The organism is Mesorhizobium sp. WSM4845, from assembly GCF_055811455.1.
This window is the reverse complement of record NZ_JBVVQA010000009.1, coordinates 5,048-28,206: the sequence shown is the minus strand read 5'-3', so window position 1 is coordinate 28,206 and position 23,159 is coordinate 5,048. Positions and strand designations below refer to the sequence as shown.

20 protein-coding genes are annotated in these 23,159 nt (G+C 64.7%); 13 read left to right on the top strand and 7 right to left on the bottom strand.

What is annotated here, in order from left to right:
• Nucleotides 1-39 precede the first annotated feature (39 nt).
• Both AC0L2C_RS12645 and AC0L2C_RS12640 read right to left on the bottom strand, forming a co-directional pair.
• On the bottom strand, nt 40-1,356 hold the full coding sequence (locus tag AC0L2C_RS12645; protein ID WP_473523505.1) for an ABC transporter substrate-binding protein: 1,317 nt from the start codon (nt 1,354-1,356) through the stop codon (nt 40-42).
• A gap of 359 nt (nt 1,357-1,715) precedes the next feature.
• The gene (locus AC0L2C_RS12640) at nt 1,716-2,396 is read right to left on the bottom strand and encodes a TetR/AcrR family transcriptional regulator (RefSeq protein WP_473475731.1); all 681 of its coding nucleotides are present in this window, start codon (nt 2,394-2,396) and stop codon (nt 1,716-1,718) included.
• A 115-nt stretch (nt 2,397-2,511) separates the two neighbouring features.
• Between AC0L2C_RS12640 and AC0L2C_RS12635 the strand changes: the two genes are divergently transcribed.
• The 3 genes from AC0L2C_RS12635 to AC0L2C_RS12625 are packed head-to-tail and all read left to right on the top strand — an operon-like array spanning nt 2,512 to nt 5,067.
• On the top strand, nt 2,512-3,708 hold the full coding sequence (locus AC0L2C_RS12635) for a Tm-1-like ATP-binding domain-containing protein (protein WP_473523504.1): 1,197 nt from the start codon (nt 2,512-2,514) through the stop codon (nt 3,706-3,708).
• A gap of 11 nt (nt 3,709-3,719) precedes the next feature.
• Nucleotides 3,720-4,646: a phosphoenolpyruvate hydrolase family protein gene (locus tag AC0L2C_RS12630; protein ID WP_473523503.1), complete on the top strand. Its 927-nt coding sequence runs from the start codon at nt 3,720-3,722 to the stop codon at nt 4,644-4,646.
• 4 nt (nt 4,647-4,650) lie between these two features.
• The gene (locus AC0L2C_RS12625; RefSeq protein ID WP_287239667.1) at nt 4,651-5,067 is read left to right on the top strand and encodes a cupin domain-containing protein; all 417 of its coding nucleotides are present in this window, start codon (nt 4,651-4,653) and stop codon (nt 5,065-5,067) included.
• A 129-nt stretch (nt 5,068-5,196) separates the two neighbouring features.
• Here the strand turns inward: AC0L2C_RS12625 and AC0L2C_RS12620 are convergent, their stop codons facing one another.
• Nucleotides 5,197-6,387 (bottom strand): M24 family metallopeptidase, encoded by a 1,191-nt coding sequence (locus AC0L2C_RS12620; protein WP_287364272.1) that lies wholly within the window; start codon nt 6,385-6,387, stop codon nt 5,197-5,199.
• A gap of 277 nt (nt 6,388-6,664) precedes the next feature.
• Here AC0L2C_RS12620 and AC0L2C_RS12615 point away from each other — a divergent pair, with 277 nt between their 5' ends.
• The 5 genes from AC0L2C_RS12615 to AC0L2C_RS12595 all read left to right on the top strand — a co-directional run bounded on the left by AC0L2C_RS12615 (nt 6,665) and on the right by AC0L2C_RS12595 (nt 12,203).
• Complete coding sequence (locus tag AC0L2C_RS12615) at nt 6,665-8,275, top strand: ABC transporter substrate-binding protein (protein ID WP_473523502.1); 1,611 nt, start codon at nt 6,665-6,667, stop codon at nt 8,273-8,275.
• Between the two features lie 286 nt (nt 8,276-8,561).
• Entirely contained in the window at nt 8,562-9,548 is a 987-nt protein-coding gene (locus tag AC0L2C_RS12610) for an ABC transporter permease (RefSeq protein WP_473523501.1), read from the top strand.
• Entirely contained in the window at nt 9,545-10,375 is an 831-nt protein-coding gene (locus AC0L2C_RS12605) for an ABC transporter permease (protein ID WP_473523500.1), read from the top strand. The genes AC0L2C_RS12610 and AC0L2C_RS12605 overlap by 4 nt, the downstream gene beginning before the upstream one ends.
• Nucleotides 10,372-11,403: an ATP-binding cassette domain-containing protein gene (locus AC0L2C_RS12600; RefSeq protein WP_473523499.1), complete on the top strand. Its 1,032-nt coding sequence runs from the start codon at nt 10,372-10,374 to the stop codon at nt 11,401-11,403. Before AC0L2C_RS12605 ends, AC0L2C_RS12600 begins: the two co-directional genes overlap by 4 nt.
• On the top strand, nt 11,400-12,203 hold the full coding sequence (locus tag AC0L2C_RS12595; protein WP_473523498.1) for an ABC transporter ATP-binding protein: 804 nt from the start codon (nt 11,400-11,402) through the stop codon (nt 12,201-12,203). The genes AC0L2C_RS12600 and AC0L2C_RS12595 overlap by 4 nt, the downstream gene beginning before the upstream one ends.
• Here the strand turns inward: AC0L2C_RS12595 and ggt are convergent.
• The 4 genes from ggt to AC0L2C_RS12575 form a co-directional block, all read right to left on the bottom strand.
• Complete coding sequence (ggt, locus tag AC0L2C_RS12590) at nt 12,197-13,783, bottom strand: gamma-glutamyltransferase (RefSeq protein ID WP_473523497.1); 1,587 nt, start codon at nt 13,781-13,783, stop codon at nt 12,197-12,199. The genes AC0L2C_RS12595 and ggt overlap by 7 nt on opposite strands.
• Nucleotides 13,784-13,912: 129 nt before the next feature.
• The gene (locus AC0L2C_RS12585; RefSeq protein ID WP_473523496.1) at nt 13,913-14,767 is read right to left on the bottom strand and encodes a TIGR01459 family HAD-type hydrolase; all 855 of its coding nucleotides are present in this window, start codon (nt 14,765-14,767) and stop codon (nt 13,913-13,915) included.
• The gene (locus AC0L2C_RS12580) at nt 14,764-16,050 is read right to left on the bottom strand and encodes an FGGY-family carbohydrate kinase (RefSeq protein WP_473523495.1); all 1,287 of its coding nucleotides are present in this window, start codon (nt 16,048-16,050) and stop codon (nt 14,764-14,766) included. The genes AC0L2C_RS12585 and AC0L2C_RS12580 overlap by 4 nt, the downstream gene beginning before the upstream one ends.
• A gap of 1 nt (nt 16,051) precedes the next feature.
• Complete coding sequence (locus tag AC0L2C_RS12575) at nt 16,052-17,095, bottom strand: class II aldolase/adducin family protein (RefSeq protein WP_473523494.1); 1,044 nt, start codon at nt 17,093-17,095, stop codon at nt 16,052-16,054.
• Between the two features lie 199 nt (nt 17,096-17,294).
• Between AC0L2C_RS12575 and AC0L2C_RS12570 the strand changes: the two genes are divergently transcribed.
• The 5 genes from AC0L2C_RS12570 (at nt 17,295) to AC0L2C_RS12550 (ending at nt 23,030) form a co-directional block, all read left to right on the top strand.
• Complete coding sequence (locus AC0L2C_RS12570; protein WP_128170895.1) at nt 17,295-18,077, top strand: DeoR/GlpR family DNA-binding transcription regulator; 783 nt, start codon at nt 17,295-17,297, stop codon at nt 18,075-18,077.
• Nucleotides 18,074-19,453 carry an FGGY-family carbohydrate kinase gene (locus tag AC0L2C_RS12565; RefSeq protein WP_473523493.1) on the top strand — a complete coding sequence of 460 codons (1,380 nt, stop codon included), beginning with the start codon at nt 18,074-18,076 and terminating at the stop codon, nt 19,451-19,453. Before AC0L2C_RS12570 ends, AC0L2C_RS12565 begins: the two co-directional genes overlap by 4 nt.
• Entirely contained in the window at nt 19,450-20,994 is a 1,545-nt protein-coding gene (locus AC0L2C_RS12560) for a sugar ABC transporter ATP-binding protein (protein ID WP_473523492.1), read from the top strand. Before AC0L2C_RS12565 ends, AC0L2C_RS12560 begins: the two co-directional genes overlap by 4 nt.
• A gap of 20 nt (nt 20,995-21,014) precedes the next feature.
• Nucleotides 21,015-22,013 (top strand): ABC transporter permease subunit, encoded by a 999-nt coding sequence (locus tag AC0L2C_RS12555; protein ID WP_287054458.1) that lies wholly within the window; start codon nt 21,015-21,017, stop codon nt 22,011-22,013.
• Between the two features lie 78 nt (nt 22,014-22,091).
• Complete coding sequence (locus tag AC0L2C_RS12550) at nt 22,092-23,030, top strand: ABC transporter substrate-binding protein (RefSeq protein ID WP_091595356.1); 939 nt, start codon at nt 22,092-22,094, stop codon at nt 23,028-23,030.
• Nucleotides 23,031-23,159 lie beyond the last annotated feature (129 nt).

Here is a 23,159-nt window from a genome sequence, read left to right as displayed (position 1 = left end):
AAGGGGCGGGCTCCCGCCCCCTCCGAGCGTTAGAGCCGTTTACTTCACGCGGTTGTATTTCTTGAACGTCGCGTTCCAGTCCGCGGCGAGCGCATCGAGCACTTCCTTGGCCGTGCCCTGATTGCCGGTGATGTACGGATAGACGCGTTGGTTCATCTGGATGAGCAGCTCGGCATATTCCGGCGTCGCCCAGAAGTCCTTCACCTTGAACATGGTTTCGTAGAAGGCCTTGTTGTAAGGCGTGGCGTTCTGGAATTCAGGCGACTCGAGCACCTTGGCGCTTGCCGTGTAACCGCCGAGTTCCGCCCATTTCTTCTGCGTCTCGTCCTTGATGAACCATTCCAGGAACTTCATCGCCTCTTCCTGATTCTGCGAATAGGAAACGACGGAGATGCCCTGGCCGCCGAGCGCGGCGAACTGGTCGCCGTTCGGTCCTGGAGGGTTGGCGAAGAAGCCGGTGACCTTGGCATTCGGGTTGGAGGCTTCGTTGATGAGCGCCGGGAAGAAGGCGAAGTAGTTCATGCTCATCGCCGCCAGGTTCTCGGTGATCGCCTGGTTGTCCTCGATGAAGAAGCTCTTGGCCCAACCAGGAGGGGTGAAGGAATAGAGCTCCTTGTAGGCCTCGAGCGCCTTGACGTTCTGCTCGGAGTTGATGATCCCGTCGACCTTGTAAGTGGAATAGTCGCCAAGTTCGCCGCCGAAGGAGAAAATGGCGTTCTCGACGCCCATCACCAGAGCATCGTACGAGTTATCGGTGTAGATGGCGACGCCGTAGCGCTTCTCGTCGGGACGGTGGAAGAATTCAGCGATGTCGCGCAGCTGCTTCCAGTCCTTCGGCACGCCGAGATCGTAGCCGTACTTGGCTTTGAAGGCTTCCATCTCCTTCGGGTCTTCGAACCAGTCCTTGCGATAGGACCATCCGACCGCGTCGCCCTCGGCCGGTATCGACCAGTATTTGCCGGAGTTGGACGGATATTCGGCGTAGTATTTCACCGTTGCCGGCGCCATCACTTCCTTCAGATTGTGCTTGTTGAAGAAGTCGGTGAGGTCGACATAGTGGCCGGCCTCGGAGGCCGCGCCAATCCACTGCGAATCGCCGACGACCATGTCGTAGGCGCTGCCCTTGGCGTTGAACTCGGTGAACGCCTTGGTCTGGAAATCCGGCCACGGCGTCGTTTCGACCGTGACCTTCACGCCGCTCTCGGCCTCGTAAAGGTTGACGAGTTCCTGCAAATAGTTCGCCGGATCCCACTCAGCCCAGAAGATGGTGAGTTCCTTATCCTGCGCGTAGACAGACGTTCCGCAGGCGAGCACTAAGCCGATACCAGCAAGCATGCTGGTCATTGTCTTGCGCATGATGATTTCCTCCCTTGTGCGCATTCTACCGTATCATCCGAGCCGGCGGCGAGGCCGGCCCTGGTAGTTCCTTCCGTGATGGCGCCGTTCCGGTTTTCGAGCCTCCTCGCCCAACCGGAAATGGATCGCAGCCCTCACTTTCGACCCGCTATATCGTCCTGATCTGGTATTACCAATTTCGGACGCACGTCAAGCTCTTTCTTGGACGATGGCAGGGCCTCAGACAAGCAGATTCAAGCAACATCTGTCTGTTTTTCTTAAATTTTCCTACTCGTTGATACGCAAGACCCTTGTTCGCGCTACGAAACGCCGACTATTGTCAGTAGTAGGCATCCCCATCTGGTCGAACCAGATCGATACTATTCCGCAGCTGTCGCCGGCGCAGGTCTGTTTCCTCCAGCCATCGATTCCATCACTGCAGCCCGCACCAGCGCGCCGGCTGCCCATTGCGCTACCGACATCATCTTGCGGCTGTCCAGTCCCCATATATCCTTCAGCACGATCAGCACTTCGACGCCGAAGATCAGCGACAGGGCCTGTGCCAGGCGCTTGAATTCGCGTGGCGGCAGCCGGTGCTTGAGCGGTGCGATCGCGTCTTTGAGCAGATCGATGCGATGGCCGCGCGTGAAGGCCGGCTCGCCGTCGAGTGTGCCGGCCTGCCGCCGCGCCCACTGGTCGAGCGACAGCTTCAGCGCCGCCTTGAACGTCGCCTCGAAGGCTTCGATGCGTGGCATGGCCGTGTCGAACAGTTCGACGACGCGGCGCTCGGGATCGGCCGAGGCCGACTTCCAGGTGAGGATCGGCCCGAGCCCTTCGTCGACCACCGCCTGCACCAGCGCCGCCTGGCTTGGAAAGTACCGATAGGCGGTGGCGCGGGAGACTTCCGCCGCTTCGGCGACCTCGCTGACCGAGGGCGTGGCGCCCGCCTGCATCAGCCTTGTCGCCGTCTCCAGCATCAACCGCCTTGTGCGGGCGCGCGCCCCGCGCGCCGCTCCTGAACCGTCGTCGGGCACTGTCGCTGGTTGACGTGAGACATTCATATCAATATGATACGCACGTCTCAAAAAATTGCAATGGCCTTTCGCGCTGCCGAACGGCCGGGGCAAAAGAGCGGCCGGCTACTACGCCGAGTGCGCCTTGAACCGGGGAAACGCAATGAAGCGCGTCTATGTGGTGGGCACCGCCGACACCAAGGGTGAGGAACTCGCCTTTCTGGCTGATGCGGTCGCCGCCACCGGTGCTGCTGTCACCCGCGTCGACGTCGGAACGCGCAACGCGACCGTGCCGGTCGATGTCTCGGCCGAAGAGGTCGCCGGCCACCATCCCGGTGGCAGCACTGCCGTGCTGGGCGTCGACGACCGCGGCACCGCGGTCGCGGCAATGGCCATCGCCTTCACCCGGTTTGTCCAGTCGCGCACCGATATATCAGGAGTGATCGGTATCGGCGGTGGTGGCGGCACTTCGATCATCACGTCAGGTATGCGCGCGCTGCCGCTCGGCCTGCCCAAGATCATGGTCTCGACGCTCGCCTCGGGCGACACCGCGCCTTATGTCGATGTCTCCGACATCGTCATGATGCCGTCGGTGACCGACATGGCCGGCTTGAACCGGCTGTCTCGCGTGGTGCTGCACAACGCCGCCCAGGCGATATCAGCCATGGCTGCGAAACCGGCGCCGCCGCCCGACGGCAAACCATCGATCGGGCTCACCATGTTCGGCGTGACCACGCCATGCGTGACTTCGATCGCCGACGAGCTTCGTTCGAGCTATGACTGCATGGTCTTCCATGCCACCGGCACCGGCGGCCGCACCATGGAGAAGCTGGCCGACAGCGGCTTGTTGTCCGGCGTCATCGACATCACGACGACAGAAGTCTGCGACCTCCTGTTTGGCGGCGTGCTGCCGGCAACCGAAGACCGTTTCGGCGCGATCGCCCGCACGAAGTCGCCCTATGTGGGCTCGGTCGGCGCGCTCGATATGGTGAATTTTTGGGCGCCGCCGACCATTCCGGAACGCTATAGCGGGCGGCTGTTTTACGAGCACAATCCGAACGTGACGCTGATGCGCACGACGCCTGACGAAAGCCGCAGAATCGGCGAATGGATCGGCGCCAAACTGAGCCTCTGCGAGGGTCCGGTCCGGTTCCTCATTCCCGAAAAAGGCGTTTCGGCGCTCGACATCGAAGGCGGCGCCTTCTTCGACCCTGAAGCCGATGCAGCACTCTTCGAGGCCATCGAGCGCACGATCATGCCGGATAACACACGTCGCGTCATCCGCTTGCCGCTGCACATCAACGATCCCGAATTCGCCAAGGCTGCGGTTGCGGCTTTTCTCGACATCGCCAGACAGTGAGAGACGAAGCCATGCCCGCCATACCGCGCAAGAAGATCCTGGAAAAGTTCCGCAAGATGATTGCCGGCGGCGTGCCGATCGTCGGCGGCGGCGCCGGCACCGGGCTGTCGGCCAAGGCCGAGGAGGCCGGCGGCATCGACCTGATCATCATCTACAATTCCGGCCGCTACCGCATGGCCGGCCGCGGCTCGGCTGCCGGCCTGCTCGCCTATGGCAACGCCAACGAGATCGTCAAGGAAATGGCCTACGAGGTGCTGCCGGTGGTGAAGAAGACGCCGGTGCTGGCCGGCGTCAACGGCACCGATCCCTTCGTCATCATGCCGCTGCTGCTGGCCGAGCTGAAGACGATGGGTTTTTCCGGCGTGCAGAACTTTCCGACCATCGGCCTGTTCGACGGCCAGATGCGGCAGAGTTTCGAGGAAACCGGCATGGGCTTCGGGCTCGAGGTCGACATGATCGCCGCGGCACACGATCTCGATCTCCTGACCACGCCCTATGTGTTCAACCCCGATGAGGCGCGCGCCATGACCAAGGCCGGTGCCGACATCGTCGTCGCTCATATGGGGGTGACCACCGGCGGTTCGATTGGCGCGACGTCGGCCAAATCGCTCGACGACTGCGTGACCGAGATCGACGCCATCGCTGAAGCGGTGCGTGCGGTGCGCATGGATGTCATCCTGCTTTGCCATGGCGGGCCGATCTCGATGCCGGACGATGCCCGCTACATCCTCGAACGCTGCAAGGGCCTGCACGGCTTTTACGGGGCAAGCTCGATGGAGCGGCTGCCGGCGGAGGCGGCGATCGCCAGGCAGACTGCCGATTTCAAGGCGGTCACGCTGGAGCATCGGACCCAAAAGTGGGAACCGGTTTTGGGAAAATCCGATGCGCAAACAAAAAAAAGCGGTGCCAAGACGACCGCGAAGAAAAAGAAGGGATGAGACGATGACCGACAAGAGCAAGGTGTTTGTCTACCCGAAGGATGTCAGCGCTTTCGGCTTCGACTGGGGCAAACTGTCGCTGACGGTGGCGCCCGAGGTGAACGGCGCCATGCGCTTTTCCGGTGGAGTCGTCGACCTTCCATCCGGCAAGGGTCACACGCGCCACAATCATCCAGGTGCGGAAGAGATCATCTTCGTCATATCAGGCAATGGCGAGCAGATGGTCGAGGACGAGGACGGCAATCCGGTCGTTGAGAAGGTTGGCCCCGGCTGCACCATCTATGTGCCGGAAAGCCGCTTCCACTCGACACTGAACACCGGCGATGCGCCGATGCAGCTTTTCGTCGTCTATTCGCCGGCCGGGCCGGAACTGGCGTTGCGCGACCTGCCGGATTTCAGGCTGCTGCCGCCAGGCGCGTGACCTTTTTCTCGGGCAGCGCTGCCCCTCATTGCCCTGCGGGGCATTTCTCCCCGTAAAGGGGAGAAAGGTCGCCCTCGGGGAGAAGGTGCCGGCAGGCGGATGAGGGGCGCCGCCGCCCATTGCGGGAGATTATGCCACCCCGCCCCTGTTCCAGCCCCTGCCCCGGTCGCCGAACATGACGTAGCCGCTATCGGTGACCGCCACCGTGTCCTCGAGCTTGATGAAGCCGCGCGTCGGGTGCAGCATCGTCGTCTCGACCGAGAGCACCATGTTTTTCTCCAGCGGCTTTTCGGCATAGGTGCCTTCATAAGTCACCGGATGATTGGTCATCAGGAACGGCGCCTCATGGGTGATCAGTCCCATGCCGTGGGCGAAGAAATCGGTATAGGGCGCGACCTTCGACGCTTTCAGCACGCCTTGCGCGTAGGAAATCATGTCACCACCCAGCGTGCCGGAGCGTACCTTGGAAAAGGCCGCCTGCTGCACCGCCTCGACTTCGGCCAACAGATCCTCGAGTTCGGCATCCGGCTCGCCCAAAATGCCCATGCGGCAGAGGTCGCCGATATAGCCGTGGTAATTGCCGCCGGAATCGATCGACATCACCTCGCCCTTCTTCCAGGCCTGCGGCGAGCCGGCCCGGTTGTGGCTGGCGCCCAGCGTCAACAGGCAATATTCGAAATGCGCGCCGCGATTGGTCTCCTCGCGCCGCAGCTGCTCGATAATCTCGGTCTTGGTCGTGCCTTCGCGCGCCCAGGCAATCGTTGCCAGCATGGAATCGGTGATCAGTTCAGAGGCGATGCGCAGCTTCTTGAGCTCCGCATCGGTCTTGATCGCCCGCATCCGCTCCAGCATGTCAGTCGCGTCGATCAACTTGGCATCCGGCAGCGCCTTGCGGATCAGCGTGTAGGCATCCGACGGCAGGAAAGCCGGCTCGATGCCGATGCGGGCGTTGCCCTTGCCGATTTTCGCCAGGTGCTCAACCGCGAGATTGGCGGCGTCGAGCGTGCCCCAGCAGGCGGCGTGGAAGGTCGGCGTCCAGAACGGGTTGTTCTGGTGCTCGGCGCCCTCCATGCGGTTGCCGATATAGGCGGCGTGGTCCGGGCCGCCCTTATCGTAGACGACGACAGGCAGATACCGGCTGTGGCCGATCGCGTCCATGGCGGCGAAGAAGATGAACTTGTAGCCGCCAAGCAAATATTGCGTGTTGTGCTTGGAGGTGGCGAGCAGCACATCGATGCCGGCCTCCTCCATCAGCCGATCGACCCTGGCGTGATCGAACGGGATGGTGCTGACGGCGTTCTGACCCGGGGCGACGTTCATCTTTCTCTCCATGAATTCCCTGGCCGCACGATCGGATCGCGGCAGTTCTCAGTCTGGTCTTACCGAGATAAGTCTGGTCCTACCAGATAAGGTCGGCTTGAACCGCTTTCTGTATCTGGTCCAGCGGACGAAATTTTCAAAGCCACGTGAGGATGCGCCAAATCCGTCTCTGGCGAAACCCTCGGCAAGGCTCATAATCACCCTTGCAAGGATGCCGTCCGGTGTCCGAGGGTATTGGCCACCCGGGCCGAATGGCTGAGAGGGACGGAGTTCGATCATGTCAGAGGTCACGATTTCCAGACGCAGCGTGCTTGCCGGTTCGGCACTGCTGCTGGCTTCGACGGCGCTGCCGACGATCGGCTGGGCACAGACGCCGAAGAAAGGCGGGCGGCTGGTCGTCGCCGCCGATTCCGAGCCGCGCAACCTCAACCCGGCGATCGTCGCGTCCAACGGCGTCTTCTTCATTTCGAGCAAGATCGTGGAACCGCTGGCCGAGGCGTCCTTTGACGGCAAGGACGGGCTCGACCCGCGCCTGGCGATAAGCTGGGAGGGCGCCGCCGACGGCTTGTCGGTAACGTTCAAATTGCGCGAGGGCGTCAAATGGCATGACGGCAAACCCTTTACCTCCGCCGACGTCGCGTTCTCGGCGCTGCAGATCTGGAAGCCGCTGCAGAATCTCGGCCGCACCGTGTTCAAGGATCTGGAGGCGGTCGACACGCCGGACGAACTGACGGCGGTGTTCAAATTCGCCAAACCGACACCGTTCCAGCTGATCCGCAACGCCTTGCCGGCGCTGACCAGCGTGGTGCCGAAGCACATCTACGAGACAGGCAAGATCGAAGAGAACCCGGCGAACAATGCGCCTGTTGGCACCGGCCCGTTCAAATTCGCCGAACATAAGCCAGGCGAATATTATCGGGTGGAGAGGAATGGCGATTATTGGGGCAAGGACCAGCCTTATCTCGACGAGATCATCTACCAGGTGCTGCCCGACCGCACCTCGGCGGCAAGCGCGCTCGAGGCCGAAGAGATCCAGCTCGCCGCGTTTTCTGCGGTGCCGCTGGCCGATCTCGACCGCATCTCCAAAGTGCCTGGCCTCAAGGTGATCACCAAGGGCTATGAGGCGCTGACCTACCAGCTCGTCGTCGAGATCAACCATCGCCGCAAGGAACTGGCCGACCTGAAGGTGCGCCAGGCGATCGCCCACGCCATCGACAAGGATTTCGTCGTCAAGACGGTGTTCCTCGGCTATGCCGCCATTGCCACCGGCCCAGTGCCGAAAAACGATCCGCAGTTCTATACCGCCGATGTGCCGACTTATGCCTTCGACGTGGCCAAGGCCAACGCCCTGCTCGACGAAGCCGGCTACAGCAAGGGTGACGACGGCAAGCGCTTTTCGCTGAAGCTGCTGCCGGCGCCCTATTTCAACGAGACCAAGCAGTTCGGCGACTATCTGCGCCAGGCGCTCGCCGCCATCGGCATCGACGCCCAGCTGGTCAACAACGACTCGGCCGCGCATATCAAGGCCGTCTACACCGACCACGCCTTCGACCTTGCGGTCGGGCCGCCGGTGTTCCGCGGCGATCCGGCGATCTCGACCACCATCCTGGTGCAGAGCGGCATCCCGGACGGCGTGCCGTTCTCCAACCAGGGCGGCTACAAGAACGACGAACTCGACGCCCTCATCGCCAAGGCGTCCGAGACGCTCGACCCCGCCGCGCGCACGGAACTTTATAGGGAGTTTCAAAAAAAGGTCGCAGCCGACCTGCCGCTGATCAATGTCGCCGAATGGAGCTTCATCAGCGTTGTCAGAGACACGGTGGGGAATGTCGCCAACAACCCGCGCTGGGCGGTGTCGAACTGGGCGGACACCTGGCTGAAGGGGTGAGCTGCGGGTTAATTGAGATTGACCTTCGCCAATAGGTGAAGTTGGTAATGTCCGTGCTCGACGATACCCCCCTCTGTCCTGCCGGACATCTCCCCCTCAAGGGGGGAGATTGGCTTGCTTTGGCGGCGGCCCTTCCCTCAGCAATGTTTGCGATTGGCGCCACAGCAAGTGACGGCCAATCTCCCCCCTTGCGGGGGAGATGCCAAGTTTTGGCAAAGAGGGCAGGACAGAGGGGGGCGCCTAGGCTCGGCATTTCTGTTGATCGGCCCAAGCAGCCGGCGCCGCCATGACCCGCGCGCTTCTCCTCCTTCGCCGTCGCCTCGTCGGCAGCGTCTTCGTGCTGCTGATTGTCGTGATCGGTACTTTCCTTTTGCTGGAAGCCGCCCCCGGCGACGCGGTCGACGCCTATATCGCCTCGACCGGCGGTGACGCCGGCATGATCGAACTGCTGCGCCATCGCTGGGGCCTCGACCAGTCGGCGCTGACGCGGCTGGCGACCTATCTCTGGGCGCTGCTGCATCTCGACCTCGGCCAGTCGGTGACCTTTTCGCGGCCAATCCGCGACGTCATCCTCGAGCGCCTGCCCAACACGCTGCTGTTGATGGGCAGCGCCACCGCGCTCTCCTTCGGGCTCGGCTCGGCGCTCGGCATCTATGCCGGGGCCAGGCCCGGCGGCTTTCGCGACCGCTTGCTGTCGATCGGCTCGCTGGCGCTCTATGCCGTTCCCGGCTTCTGGCTCGGACTGGTGCTGATCATCGTCTTTGCCGTCGACCTGCGCTGGTTTCCGATCGGCGGCATCGAGAGCATCGCGTCGGCCAAGACCGGCCTCGACCGCGCGGCCGATATCGCCCGCCATCTCGTGCTGCCGGTGTCGGCACTCGGCTTCATCTATCTGGCACTCTATCTGCGCATGATGCGCGCCGGCATGGCCGAGGTCTGGCGGCAGGATTTTGTCCTCGCCGCCCGCGCCAAAGGGCTCTCCCGCCGCCGCATCGTGCTCGCCCACGTTGCCCGCAACGCGTTGTTGCCGCTGGTTACCATGCTCGGCCTGCAATCGGCGCAGATGCTCGGCGGCAGCGTCGTCATCGAAAGCGTCTTTTCCGTGCCAGGCCTCGGCCGGCTGGCGCAGGAGGCGGTGGCGGCGCGCGACACGCCGCTGCTGCTCGGCATCATCCTGGTCAGCGCCGTTCTGGTTGTCGCCATCAACCTTCTCGTCGACATTGCCTACGCCTTCCTCGATCCGCGCGTCGGCGCCAGCGAGGCCGGTGCGTGAGCCGGCTTCGCCGCTTTCTTCGCACGCCGGAAGCGGTCGCCGGCGCGATCATTCTGGCGGCGCTGTTCGCCATGGCGCTGACAGCGCCTTTGTTCTTTCCCGGCGACCCGCAAGCCATTGCCGGGCCGGCATTGCTGCCGCCCTTTCAGGACTGGTCGCTGCCGCTCGGCACCGACCGGCTCGGCCGCGACGTGCTGGCCGCGCTTCTCCACGGCGCCCGTACCTCGCTGGCGGTCGGGCTGGCGGCAGCGGCAGCAGCCCTTGCCGTCGGTGCGATAGTCGGCACGCTGGCCGGCTTTGCCGGCGGTCTCGTCGACGAGGTGCTGATGCGCATCACCGACGCCTTCCAGACCGTGCCGAGCTTCCTGCTGGCGCTGGCTTTCGTCAGCGTCGTCGGGCCGTCGCTCGGCGTCGTCGTTGCGGCGATCGCGCTCGGCGCCTGGACGGGGCCGGCGCGCGTTGCGCGCGCCGAAGTGCTGTCGATCCGCGAGCGCGATTTTGTCGCCGGCGCCCGCGTCATCGGCATGCATCCGCTGGAGATCGCCTTGCGCGAGGTGCTGCCCAACGCATTGCCGCCGGTGCTGGCGCTGTCGTCGGTGATCGTCGCCGCAGCGATCCTCACCGAAGCGGCCCTTTCGTTTCTCGGCCTCGGCGACCCCAACCGCGTGACCTGGGGCGGCATGATCGCCGAAGGCCGCGCCGTGCTGCGCACCGCGCCCTTTTTGTCGATCATTCCGGGCATAGCACTCGTGCTGACCGTGCTCGGCGTCTATCTCGCCGGCGAAGGCGTCGTCGAGACGACAGCGGTGAGAAGGAGCCTGTCATGACGGCGCTGCTTTCGATCCGCGATCTGACGGTGACCTATCGCCGCGACGGCAGCGAGGTGGCGGCGCTGAACCATGTCAGCCTCGATGTCGACGCCGGCGAGCGCTTCGCCATCATTGGCGAGAGCGGCTCGGGCAAGAGCACTCTGGCGCTGGCCATTGCCGCGCTGCTGCCGGCTTCCGGCAGGATTGACGGCCGTATTGATTGGTTTTTGCCATTGTCGCCCTTTGGTGCCAAGGCACCCCCCTCTGTCCTGCCGGACATCTCCCCCTCAAGGGGGGAGATTGGCAGTTTCGCTGTTAGGTCCCCTCCTGCAACCTTGGAGAATGGCGAAGGCGGAGTTGAGAGCGCAATCTCCCCCCTTGAGGGGGAGATGCCAAGTTTTGCCAAGGAGGGCAGGACAGAGGGGGGGCTCACAGAACGCAAGCCTCTAAAATCCGCCGCCAAACCCGGCCACACCCCCCTCGGTGGCCGCGATATCGGCTTCGTCTTCCAGGACCCGTCGGCCAGCCTCGATCCGGTAATGACGGTTGGCGAGCAGATCGCGGAAGTCGCGCACACGCATCTTGGTCTGACTTGGTCGCAATCCCATGCCAAGGCGAAAACCCTGCTCGAACGCGTCCGCCTGCCCGACCCGGACGCCGCTTTGCGGGCCTATCCGCACCAGCTTTCCGGCGGCCAGAAACAGCGCGTGGCGATTGCCGCGGCGATTGCGGCCGGTCCGAAACTGCTGATCGCCGATGAGGCGACCAGCGCGCTCGACACCATCGTGCAGGCCGAGATCGTCGCGCTGATCCGGCAATTGGTGGCCGAAGACGGCATGACGCTGCTGTTCGTCAGCCACGACATCGCGCTGGCCGCCGAGCTGGCCGAGCGCATCGCCGTGTTCCGGCACGGCGAGCTGGTCGAACTCGGCACGACGGCGCAGATCGTCGCTAGTCCGCGCCACGCGTACACAAGGGCGCTGCTTAACGCCCATCTCGGCCTCGACGCCGAACCGCTGCTGCGGCAGGCGGGAGCGTTGCGGTGAGCAGCCCATTGCTGGCCGTTTCCGGCCTGACCAAACGATATCGCCGCGGCGGCAAGACGTTCGCCGCCGTCGATGACATTTCCTTCGAAATCGAGGCCGGCGAGACGCTGGCGCTGGCCGGCCCTTCCGGTAGCGGCAAGTCGACGGTCGCGCGGCTGCTGCTGCGGCTGATCGAACCGGACGCCGGCCGTATCGAGTTTGAAGGTGGCGATTTCCTGTCCCTGAACGGCGCTGCCTTGCGCGCACGGCGCGCGCGTTTGCAAATGGTCTTCCAGGACCCGCTCGCCGCCTTCAATCCGCGCGCCAGCGTGGCGCGTGTGCTTGACGATCCCTTGCGCATCCATGGCATCGCAGCCCGATCAGAACGCCCGCGCCGTATCGCTGCTCTGCTGGAGCGTGTCGGCCTGAGCGTTGATCTCGCCGCTCGCGCCATCCACGAGATCTCGGGCGGCCAGCGCCAGCGCATCGCGATCGCTCGCGCCATCGCCACAAACCCGTCGCTGATCATCCTCGACGAGGCAGTGTCCGCGCTCGACGTATCGGTGCGCCGGCAGATCCTGCAATTGCTGCTCGATCTGCAACGCGAGCAACGGATCGCCTATCTTTTCATTTCGCATGATCTCGGCGTCATCAGCGCCATCGCCCATCGTGTCGTCATTCTCGATGCCGGCCGCGTCGCCGAAAGCGGCAACGCCCGCGCGGTCATCGGTACCCCACAGTCGGCGATCGGCAAGGCGCTGGTGGCGGCAGCGCCAAGACTGAACAGGACCGGCACGCAGGGCGCAGCGGACCGTCAGTAACCCAGCGCGCAACCATCCTTGCGTGGATCGGACGCGCCGGTCAGCGTGCCCTTGTCCCAGTCGATCAGCACCAGTTGGCCGCCGCCATGCGGCTCGGTTGGGATGGACACGTCGTGGCCTCGCTCGCGCAGGCCGGCGATCGCCTCGGCCGGAACGCCACGCTCGGCCTCCACTGCGTTCTGGCGGTAAAACACTCTCGGCGCATCCAGCGCCTCCTGCGGGTCCATGCCGAAATCGATCATGTTGGTGAGCAGGTGGACATGGCCGAACGGCTGGTAGCCGCCGCCCATCACGCCAAACGGCATGACTGCCCTGCCCTTGGCTGTCACCATGCCCGGCATGATGGTGTGCATCGGGCGTTTTCCCGGTGCGATGCGGTTTGGGTGGTCCGCGGCCAGGCGGAAGCTGCTGCCGCGATTCTGCAGGACGACGCCGGTCTTGGGGCCGACCACCCCGCTGCCGAACGAACCAAAGGTCGAGTTGATGAAGCTGACCGCATTACGGTCGCGGTCGACCACCGAGATGTAGACGGTATCGCTCGGCTGGAGATCAAGGCGTGGCAGATGGGCCATTGCGCGCGCCGGATCGATCTCGGCGCGAAGCTGGTCGGCATGGGATCTGGACAACAACTGCTGCACGGGGACATGGACCTGGCCCTGGTCGCCGATGAAATTGTCGCGGTCCTGATAGGCAAGCCGCCCCGCCTCGATCTCGAGGTGAAAGCGCTCGGCGCCGTTCGGCTCCAGCGAGCCGAGCGAAAAGCCCGACAGCACATTCAGCATGATCAGTGCCGTCAGCCCCTGGTTGTTCGGCGGCATCTGATGAATGTCGTAGCCCCGGTAGGATGTGCCGACGGGCCTGACATAGTCGCCCTTCGTCGCCGAAAAATCCTCGAGCGCATGCAGCCCGCCAAGCGCGCGCAGACGCGAAACCATGTCGTCGGCGACCTCGCCATCATAGAAGCCGGCACGTCCGCGGCGCGAGACGATGCGCAGGGTCTCGGCCAGTTGCGGCTGCCGGTGCAGCTCGCCGGCCAGCGGCGCCTTTCCATCCGGCAAAAATATCCGCGCGGCATGTTCGTCGGCGGCCAGCAAGGCAGCACTTTCAGCCCAGTCGAGGGCCACACGGTCTTGGACGACGTAGCCCTGGTCGGCGTAGCGTATGGCCGGCGCGAGCGCGGCGTCGATGCCCTTTTTGCCGTGATCCTCGAGCAGCCGGCACCAGGCGTCGACGGCGCCCGGCACGGTGACCGCGTGCGGACCGGACTCAGGCAGTTCGTCGTGCCCCTTGTCCAGATACCACTGCGCCTCTGCTGCTGCCGGTGCGCGGCCGGAGCCGTTGAAAGCCAGAACCTCGCCTTGACCGTTGGGACAATAGAGGACGAAACAGTCGCCGCCGATACCCGTCGATTGCGGCTCGACCACCGCCTGCACCGCCGCCGCGCACACGGCTGCGTCCATCGCGTTGCCGCCGGACCGCAGCATCTCGATCGCGGCCAGCGTCGCCAGCGGGTGCGATGTCGCGGCCATCGCTTCCGTCGCACGAACCGGCGACCGTCCGGGGAGTTGAAAATCACGCATGCAGTTCAATAGCCTCCGACCAACCAGATGTGAACTGGCAACAGCAGCCAAAGGGCTGCGCCACCGAAAGCAGCACCAACGACGGAACGATCACCATGGCAGCGCTCAACCCCTCGGAAGCTGCCGATCTCAATCAGCGAATCTGAAACTGTCCGTGGTGTAATCGGGGTAGGCATCCAGACTATCGAAAAGCTCTGCCAGGTCAGGGGTATCCGCCAATATTCCGGACAAGACCAGCGCGGTCGCCACGCCGGCACCAATTCCACCGGCGACATCGTGTTCGACGCTGTCGCCGACACAGACCACGCTGCTGCGGTCCGGGTTGCCCGCCAGCGCCAGCGCGGCGTCGAAGATCGGCGTGTAGGGCTTGCCGATGCGGGTGACGCTACCGCCGAGGCTCTCGTAGAGATCCGCAAGCTGGCCGGCGCCAAAGCGAGGCCCCGCTGCCGTCAGCATGATCTTGTCGGGATTGGTGCAGAAGCACGGCACCTGCCGCATCGCTGCCGGCGCAAAAAGTCGGCGATAGTGCTCGATATCGTAGCGGTCGCCCTCGCTGGCGGCGATCAGCACCAGCTCGGCATCGTCGCCGTCGCTGGTCAGGGTAAAAGGCAGGCCTTCAATCGCCGAGCGGTCGCCTTCGCGGCTGATCAGCAGGCACTTTGTGTTTGGGCGCAGCTTTCCGGATATCGCCATTTCGTGGAAGGACCGCCACGCGATCTCGCCGGAAGAGACAAATTGATCCCAGCTTCCTGTTTCGAAGCCGAGCTTCAGCAAGCGGGCCTCATTGGGCCGCGCCCGCCTGCCGGAATTCGAGACCAGCACGATCGTCCTGCCTGCCCGCTTCAGCGCCGACAATGCCTCCACAGCGCCCGGATAGGGGTTCGTACCATCGTGCAGCACACCGAACTGATCGAGCAGGAACACCTGATAGCGCTCAACCAGCGCTCCGATGCCGTCGAGATGTTCAACCGTTTTCGTGCTCACAACAGCCCCGCTGCGATTGCGCCCATCAGCGCCAGCCGCGCCGTGCCGGCGGCCGCCTCGTCCGAAAGCGCCGGCAGAAAATCGACACCCAGCTTGCGCTGCCGGATCGCGGTCCAGGCGACGTTTGCCGCACCGCCGCCGACACTTCTGATCGACGTCAATCGGGGGGCGCCGAGTTCGGCAAGCCGGCGATAGCCGAGCGCCTCGATCGCCGCGATGCCCTCGAACATGGCTTTCAGATAGTCGGCGTCGTCGGCCGGCCGCGGCGTCAGGCGTGGCGGCAGAGCAGGATCGGCCACGGGAAAGCGTTCGCCAACCGCGGGAAGCGGATAATAGTCGAGGCCGGTCTCGTTCATTGGGTCGATCACCGCACTCAATTCGATGATGCGCGCGAGAGAAAAATGCTGCGCCAGCACCTTGCCGCCCGAATTCGACGCACCACCCGCTAGATAAGCATCTCCCAGCCGGTGGCTATAGATGCCGAACTGCGGCGCCGAGATCGGCCGGTCGGAGAGGATCTTGATGGTCAGCGAGGACCCCAGCGCGGTGACGCCGTCGCCAACAGCCGCAGCCCCCGTCGCCAGGAACGACGCGCAGCCATCCGTCGTGCCGGCGACCACGGCGACGTCGCGCGCCAGGCCGAACAGGTCCGCGGCGTTCGCGGTGAGCTTTCCCGTGACATCGCCCGGCTTGACGACACCAGGCAGGAATCCCATGCGCATCCCGGTCGCCGCGATCCAGTCCGGCCAGCGCCGCGCCTCGACGTCGTAGCCGGTTTTCAAGGCATTGTTCTCGTCGCTGATGTCGAAGCGGCCGGAAAACTGTCCCGCGATCCAGTCGGCCTGATGCAGCACCGCGGCGACGCCGGGCTGCCGCTGGGACGACAGCGCCTTGGCGAGACCGGACGTCGCCCCACGGGCTGCGCTCGCGGCCGGCGCCTCGCGCGCGATCACCGCCAGAATGGCGTCGTCGTCGACCTTGTCGTTGTACATCAACGGCTCAGCCAGCGGTCGTCCGGCGCCGTCGACCGGCAGCAGCGTGCCCGAAGTGCCGTCGACGGCGATCGACAGCACCGCCGCGCGATCGATGCCCGAAAGCAGTTCCGCCAGCGCCGCGCCGACCGCTGACCACCATACGGAGGGGTCGCGGGCATTCTGGCCAAATCTGTCGAGTGGAACGGCGGAACGCGCGGCAATCGAAAAGTCCGGCCGCATGGCGACGGCGCGGGCGCCTGATGTGCCGATGTCGATTCCGATCGAAAGCGGGCCGGTTGACAACGCCATGTCAGCTGCCGGCTGCATTGAGTTTCTGGCGGTACTGCTCGGCGTCCCAGTTGATCAGTTCGTCGTTCTCGGCTGATGTCAGATAGTTCAGCTTCGCCGCGACGTCGACCCGAGCCGTCACGTCGGCGAGGCAGCGTTGCATGGCGTTGGCGCCGGCACTGGCGTCGCCGCGCATCAGCACGCCAAGCCCGGGAAACAGGATCGCCACCGGTGCCGTGCCGCACCGTTCGGTGACACGCATCACGTCCTCACCGGGTCTCGCCACGACCGAACCCTGGCCGAGAAAGATGACGTGATCGGGATAGAGGCTGCCTCCCGACGCCATGCGGCAGCTGTCAGGATCGATCGCGACGGCATGCGCTTCGACATCCGCCGGCAGCCTGTGACCGGTGCGTCCGATGAGCGTCGTCAATGCCGCGATGTCTGGCTCCGCCACCTCGCGGGGCGGCCGCGCCAGCAACCCTGTGACGCGACGCAGCAGCGCCTCCGCGCCGGCGACGGTCTCGGCTGCGACGACCAGGCCATGGTTGGCAAGGATCAGCACATCGACCCCGGGCCGAAGGCGCTCGGCAATGCCCTGGGCAAGCGGCAGGCCCGGCCGGCGATAGGGAACATACGCCCATTCGAGGCCATCGAGGCGCTTGGCGACTTGAGCCTCGCAGTCGGCCTGCACGGCAAGCGAAATGGTATCGACGCAGTGGACATGCAGAACGACGCGCTGCGGCATCAGCGCGTGAACCGTGGTCTCGATCGAAGGACGCAGCTTGCGGGCATTGAGCGCCTCGATGGCGAAACCCTGGGGCTGATCCGCGGCCGGGTCACGCTGTTCGACAGCCCTGAGCAGCGGCGGGATCGCCACCGGGACCATGATGTCCTCGGCGAGCGCGTCCTTCAACCAGGTGCCGGAAGCCTTGATCCAGAGCGTGTCGCCGGCTTTCAGCGACGTGTTGCCGCCCGCGGCCTGGGTCAAGTGCGGGTCGCGCCCGATGCTGGCCGAAAGCGACCGCAAAGCGCCCAACTCCTGCGCATCCGCATTGATTGCCATCGAAACTCCTTCACAAACCGGCCGCCTAGCCACGGCTTTGGATCCCGGTAGCCGGGACAGCGAGTGACGCTGGTATCGCAGCGGCGAGTAAGTTACGTCAATAGTGATCTTATCCCACCAAATCAAGCTTGCAATCTGATCTGCGTTGAGTAAGTTGCACCAATTGCCGTGGCAAGATGGCATTTCGGGAGGGTATCCGTTGAGCGACTCCGGCCGCCAGCGTCAGATCGTCGAGCTGTTGCGGGATCGCCCCTTCGCCTCGGTGCGCGAGCTGCAGGAGCGGCTCGGCGTATCGGCTGCGACGGTGCGGCGCGATATCGACAAGATCGACGAGGCCGGCGAAGCACGCAAGGTCTATGGCGGCATCTCGGCGCTCGATGGCGCTGCGCAGGCGGGCGTCGCCTATGCCCGGCCCTACGACGAGAACCGCGATCTCGCGGTCGAGGCCAAGCGGCAGATCGCCGCTCTCGCGGCGACCATGGTGCGCGATGGCGACGCCGTCATCGTGCATGGCGGTTCGACCTGCTTCCATCTCGGCGTCAAGCTCGCTGACCGCAACATCCGGCTCTATACCAACTCGATGCCGCTCATCGCCTATTTGAGCGACCACGGCCATTGCAGCCTGACCGTTGCCGGCGGCGAACTGCATCGCGAGCCTGGCATCATCCATTCGCTCACCCAGACGGTGCCGTTCTACGCATCGAAGTTCTTTCTTGGCGCGCAGGGCATCGGCCCGGAGGGCGTGCTGGAATCGCATCCGCTGCTGGTCCGCTCCATCGCCGAGCTCAGCCTATGCGCCGACCAGATCGTGGTGCTGGCCGACAGCCGCAAACTGTCGATCCATGCGCGCAACGTCGCGCTGCCCTTGTCGCGCATCGGCACGCTGGTGACCGATGACGGCCTTTCCGATGCCGACGCACGCATGCTCGAAAACGCCGGCGTCATGGTGCGGATCGCCTCTGCCTCGGGAGCCGTCCAGTGAAGGTGGCTGTCCTCGACTTCGGCAAGACCAACTCGAAGCTGTTCGTCTTCGGTCAGGACGGGCAGATTCTAGGTGAGCGCCGGACCCAGCCGAACTGGACGCGCGAAGGCGGCTTCAGTGTGCTCGACGAAGCAGCGCTTCACGATTGGGCGGCTCGCGCCGTCGGCGAAGCGGTCGACGTCCATGGCATAGAGGGCTTAATGGTTTCGGGCCATGGCTGCACCTTTGCCCTGGTCGACGATGCGGCGCTGACGCATCCGATACTCGACTACGAGCAGGAGCCGCCGGCCGAGATTGCCGCGCAGATCGATCGCCGCATTCCGGATTTCGCCGAGACCTTCTCGCCGCGCCTGCCGCTCGGCTTCAACTATGGTCGCCACATGCTGTGGCTGAAGACGGTGCAACCAAGCGTATTCGCCGCCGCCAAATCGATCCTCGGTTATCCCCAATACTGGAGCTGGCGCTTTGGCGGCCGGGCGGTCTCGGAGGTGTCCTATCTCGGCTGCCACTCGCATCTGTGGGCGCCGCGCAAGCGCGATTTCTCCACGCTGGTCGACGCCGAGGGATGGCGCGGCCAGATGCCCGCCTTCGAGCGTGCCGGCGCGGTCATCGGCGAGCAGCGCTTCGGCGGGGCGACACGGCCGATCGCCATTCACAACGGTGTCCATGACAGCAATGCCGCGCTCCATGCCTATCGCCGGCAGGCGCTTGGCCCGGTCACCGTCGTCTCGACCGGCACCTGGGTCGTGGTGCTCAATCCGCACTGCCCGCTCGACGCGCTCGATCGCGACCGCGACATGCTGGTTAATGTCGATGTCGACGGCGGCCCGGTGCCGACCATCCGCTTCATGGGCGGCCGCGAATTCGCGACGATCAGCGCCGGCTGGCAGGGCGCAATCGACCGCTCCACAGTACAGCAGGTGATCGGCGCCGGCATCATTGCGCTGCCGAGCTTCGCGCCAGGTGGGCCGATGCCTGGCCATCGCGGCGAACTGGTCGGGCGCGCACCCACCGCGGAGGAGCGCGCGGCCGTGGCGCTGCTCTACGTCGCGCTGATGGTCGATCTGTGTCTCGACCTGATCCATTCGAACAACACGGTGATCGTCGATGGCGGGCTGAACAGTGGCGGCCTGCTTGCCAGCCTGCTGGCGCAGCTGCGTCCCGGCCAGGCCTTCATGCAGGGCGCCACGCTGGAGGGCAGCGCCACCGGGGCGGCGGCTCTGGCCTTCGAGAGTGTTGGACGCGAATTTGCCGCCGAGGCGCCGGAGCCGGTACGCGCCTCGAGCTTCACCGAGCTTGCCTTCTATCGCGATAGCTGGCGCGGTCTCGCCGCCGACCGAGGCGTCGCTGATGCCGCAGCGGGAGGCGCGCGATGACCGCCGCTGCCCGGATCGAAACCGTGCGCCAGCCGGTGCTGGAGATGCGGCACATCTCCAAGACGTTCGGCCCGATTCGCGCCTTGCAGGACGTATCGCTGACCGTCCACGCCGGTGAACTGCACGCGCTGATGGGCGAAAACGGCGCCGGCAAGTCGACGCTGATGAAGGTGCTGTCCGGCGCCTATCGGCCTGATGCCGGCGGCGAGATTCTGATCGACGGCACACCGGTCGCCACCGGCGACCCGATCAAGGCACGCGCCAACGGCATTGCCGTCATCTATCAGGAGCTGTCGCTGGCGCCCAACCTGACGGTCGCGCAGAACATCTTCCTCGGCAACGAGCCGAGACGGTTCGGCATCGTCGAGCGCGACCAGTGCAATCGCCGCGCCAAGGAGATCATCGCACGGCTCGGCGTTTCCTTCTCGGCGCGCGCCTCGGTCTCCAGCCTGTCGCTTGGCGAACGCCAGATGGTCGAAATCGCCCGCGCGCTGTCGACCAGCGCGCGCATCATCGTCATGGACGAGCCGACCACCTCGCTGACCTCGCGCGAGACCGACAGGCTGTTCGAGGTGATTGCGACGCTGAAGGCGCAGGGCATCGCCATCATCTACATCAGCCACCGCATGGAGGAGGTCTACCAGCTTGCCGACCGCGTCAGCGTGCTGCGCGACAGCGGCTATGTCGGCACGCTCGAACGCGCCGATCTGAACGCCTCGCGCCTCGTCTCGATGATGGTTGGCCGTGACCTGTCCGCCTTCTACAAGAAGGATCACCGCCCGCCGGACAGCAAGCGCGCGATCGCAATGTCGGTGCGCGACATGTCGGACGGCAATCTCCTGAAAGGCTGCTCCTTCGACCTGCACAAGGGCGAAGTCTTGGCGCTGGCGGGTCTGGTCGGCTCCGGCCGCACCGAACTCGCGCGGCTGATCTTCGGCGCCGACAGGCACACATCAGGCACGCTGGAACTCGACGGCAATCCGATAGCCATCGGCTCGCCGCGCGAGGCGCTGGATGCCGGCATCGCCTATCTTACCGAAGACCGCAAGGAACTCGGCCTGTTCCTTGACATGTCGATTTCCGACAATATCAGCATGGGCGTGCTCGCCAGGGACGCGCAGGCCGGCGGCCTGCGCGACTTCGCCACGGCCGAAAGGCGCGCCGCCAAGGCCGTTTCCGACCTCTCCATCCGCAGCAGGTCGGTGCAGGCCAATGCCGGCTCGCTGTCGGGCGGCAACCAGCAGAAGGTGCTGCTCGCCCGCCTGCTCGAAACCGAGCCGCGGGTCCTCATCCTCGACGAACCGACCCGCGGCGTCGATGTCGGGGCGAAGTCGGAAATCTACCGGCTGATCGATGATCTTGCCAAAAAGGGCATCGCCATCCTGATGATCTCCAGCGAACTGCCGGAGGTGATCGGCGTCGCCGACCGCGTGCTGGTGATGCGCGACGGCATTATCGCTGGCGAGGTGACCGCATCCGAAGGCCAGCCGCTCAGTCAGGAGGCAATCATGGAACTCGCAACGGGAGCGGCCAAGGGATGACCGACAAGAGCGGCCTGGGCATGACCGACAAGGCAACCGGGATGAGTGCGGGTGACCAGGCGGTCGGCAGGAGCCGGCGGCTGCGCACCGCCTTCGCCGCGCTTGGCATGCTGCCGGTCCTGATCCTTTTGGCGGCCGGCTTCCAGATCATGAACCCGCGCTTCCTCACCGAGACCAACCTGTTGATCGTCACCCAGCAGTCGTCGATCAACATCGTGCTCGCAGCCGGCATGACCTTCGTCATCCTGACCGGCGGCATCGACCTGTCCGTCGGCTCCATTCTTGCCGCCTCGGCGATGGTGGCGGTGATGGTGTCGCTGGTGCCGGAGTGGGGCATGCTCGGCGTGCCGGCGGCCATTCTGGTCGGCCTCGGCTTCGGCGTCATCAATGGGCTGCTCGTCGCCTACATCAAGCTGCCGCCCTTCATCGTCACGCTGGGTTCGCTGACCGCCGTGCGCGGCGTCGCCCGCCTGCTCGGCCAGGACACCACGGTGTTCAACTCGGACCTGCCGTTCGACTTCATCGGCAACGGGTCGCTGTTCGGCATCCCCTGGCTGGTCATCATCGCTCTGTCGGTCGTGGTGCTGTCCTGGCTGGTGCTCAAGCGCACCGTGCTCGGCACCTGGATCTATGCCGTCGGCGGCAATGCCGAGGCCGCCCGCCTCACCGGCATCAAGGTGCCGCTGGTGCTGCTCTTCGTCTACGGCGTTTCAGGCCTTCTCGCCGGCCTTGGCGGCGCCATGTCGGCGGCCAGGCTCTACGCTGCCAATGGGCTGCAGCTTGGACAGTCCTACGAACTCGACGCCATTGCGGCAGTCATTCTCGGCGGCACCAGCTTCGTCGGCGGCGTCGGCTCGATCTGGGGCACGCTGATCGGCGGCCTGATCATAGCGGTGCTCTCCAACGGGCTCATCCTGGCCGGCGTCTCGGACATCTGGCAGTACATCATCAAGGGATTGGTCATCATCGTGGCGGTCGCCCTCGACCGCTACAGGCTCCAGGCGGGAGCAAGAACGTGATTGACCTAGTCGCCGGCGTCATCGACCCGGTTCATGTGTAACGCACCGTGAGAGGCGCGGGGCATCAGGAGGAAAACAATGAAGACCATCGCTAAACTGCTCTGCGGCGTTGCCCTCGCGGCCGTCGCCGTCGCACCGGCCTCGGCCAAGGACCTGAACAAGGTCGGCATCTCGGTCGGCCTGCTCGGCAACCCGTTCTTCGTCGCCACCATCAAGGGCATCGAGGACGCCGCCAGGAAGATCAACCCGAACGTCGAGGTGACGTCGGTGTCGGCCGACTACGACCTCAACAAGCAGGTCTCGCAGGTCGACTCGTTCATCGCCGCCGGCGTCGACGTGATCATGCTCAACGCCGTCGACGCCAAGGCGATCGCGCCGGCGGTGAAGAAGGCGCAGGCGGCCGGCATCGTGGTTGCCGCATTCGACGTTTCGGCGCCGGGCGCCGACGTCACTGTGATGACCAACAACGTCAAGGCCGGCGAAGCGGCCTGCCAGTATCTGGTCGACCACACCGGCGGCAAGGGTGACTATGTCATACTGAACGGGCCGGCATCATCGTCGATCCTGGAGCGGGTGAAGGGCTGCAAGGACGTGCTGGCAAAACACCCGGACATCAAGATCCTCTCCGACGACCAGAATGCCGAAGGCTCGCGCGACGGCGGCCTGAAGGTGTTCCAGTCGCTGCTGACCCGCTTCGACAAGATCGACGCGGTGTTCGCCATCAACGACCCGACGGCGATCGGCGCCCAGCTTGCGGCCAAGCAGCTCAACCGCTCGGAGTTCATCTTCACCGCGGTCGACGGCGCGCCCGACATCGAGAAGGAACTCTCTTCCGGCACTTCGATGATCAAGGCCTCGGCCTCGCAGGATCCTTACGTCATGGCCGGCCAATCGCTGCAGATGGCAGCTGAAGTGCTCGCCGGCAAAAAGCCGGCCGAGGCCACGGTGCTGCTCGACCCGCAGCTGATCACGGCAGAGAACCTGAAGGACTATAAGGGCTGGACCGCGGCCCGCTAGCTAAAGCCTCCCAAGGCTGGTGGGGGGGGGGGGGGGGGGGGCCCCCCCCCCTTTTTTTTTTTTTTAATTTTTTTTTTAAGTGGGGGCATTATTGTGGTGGGGGGGTGGGTGGGGAGGGTGGGGGGGGGG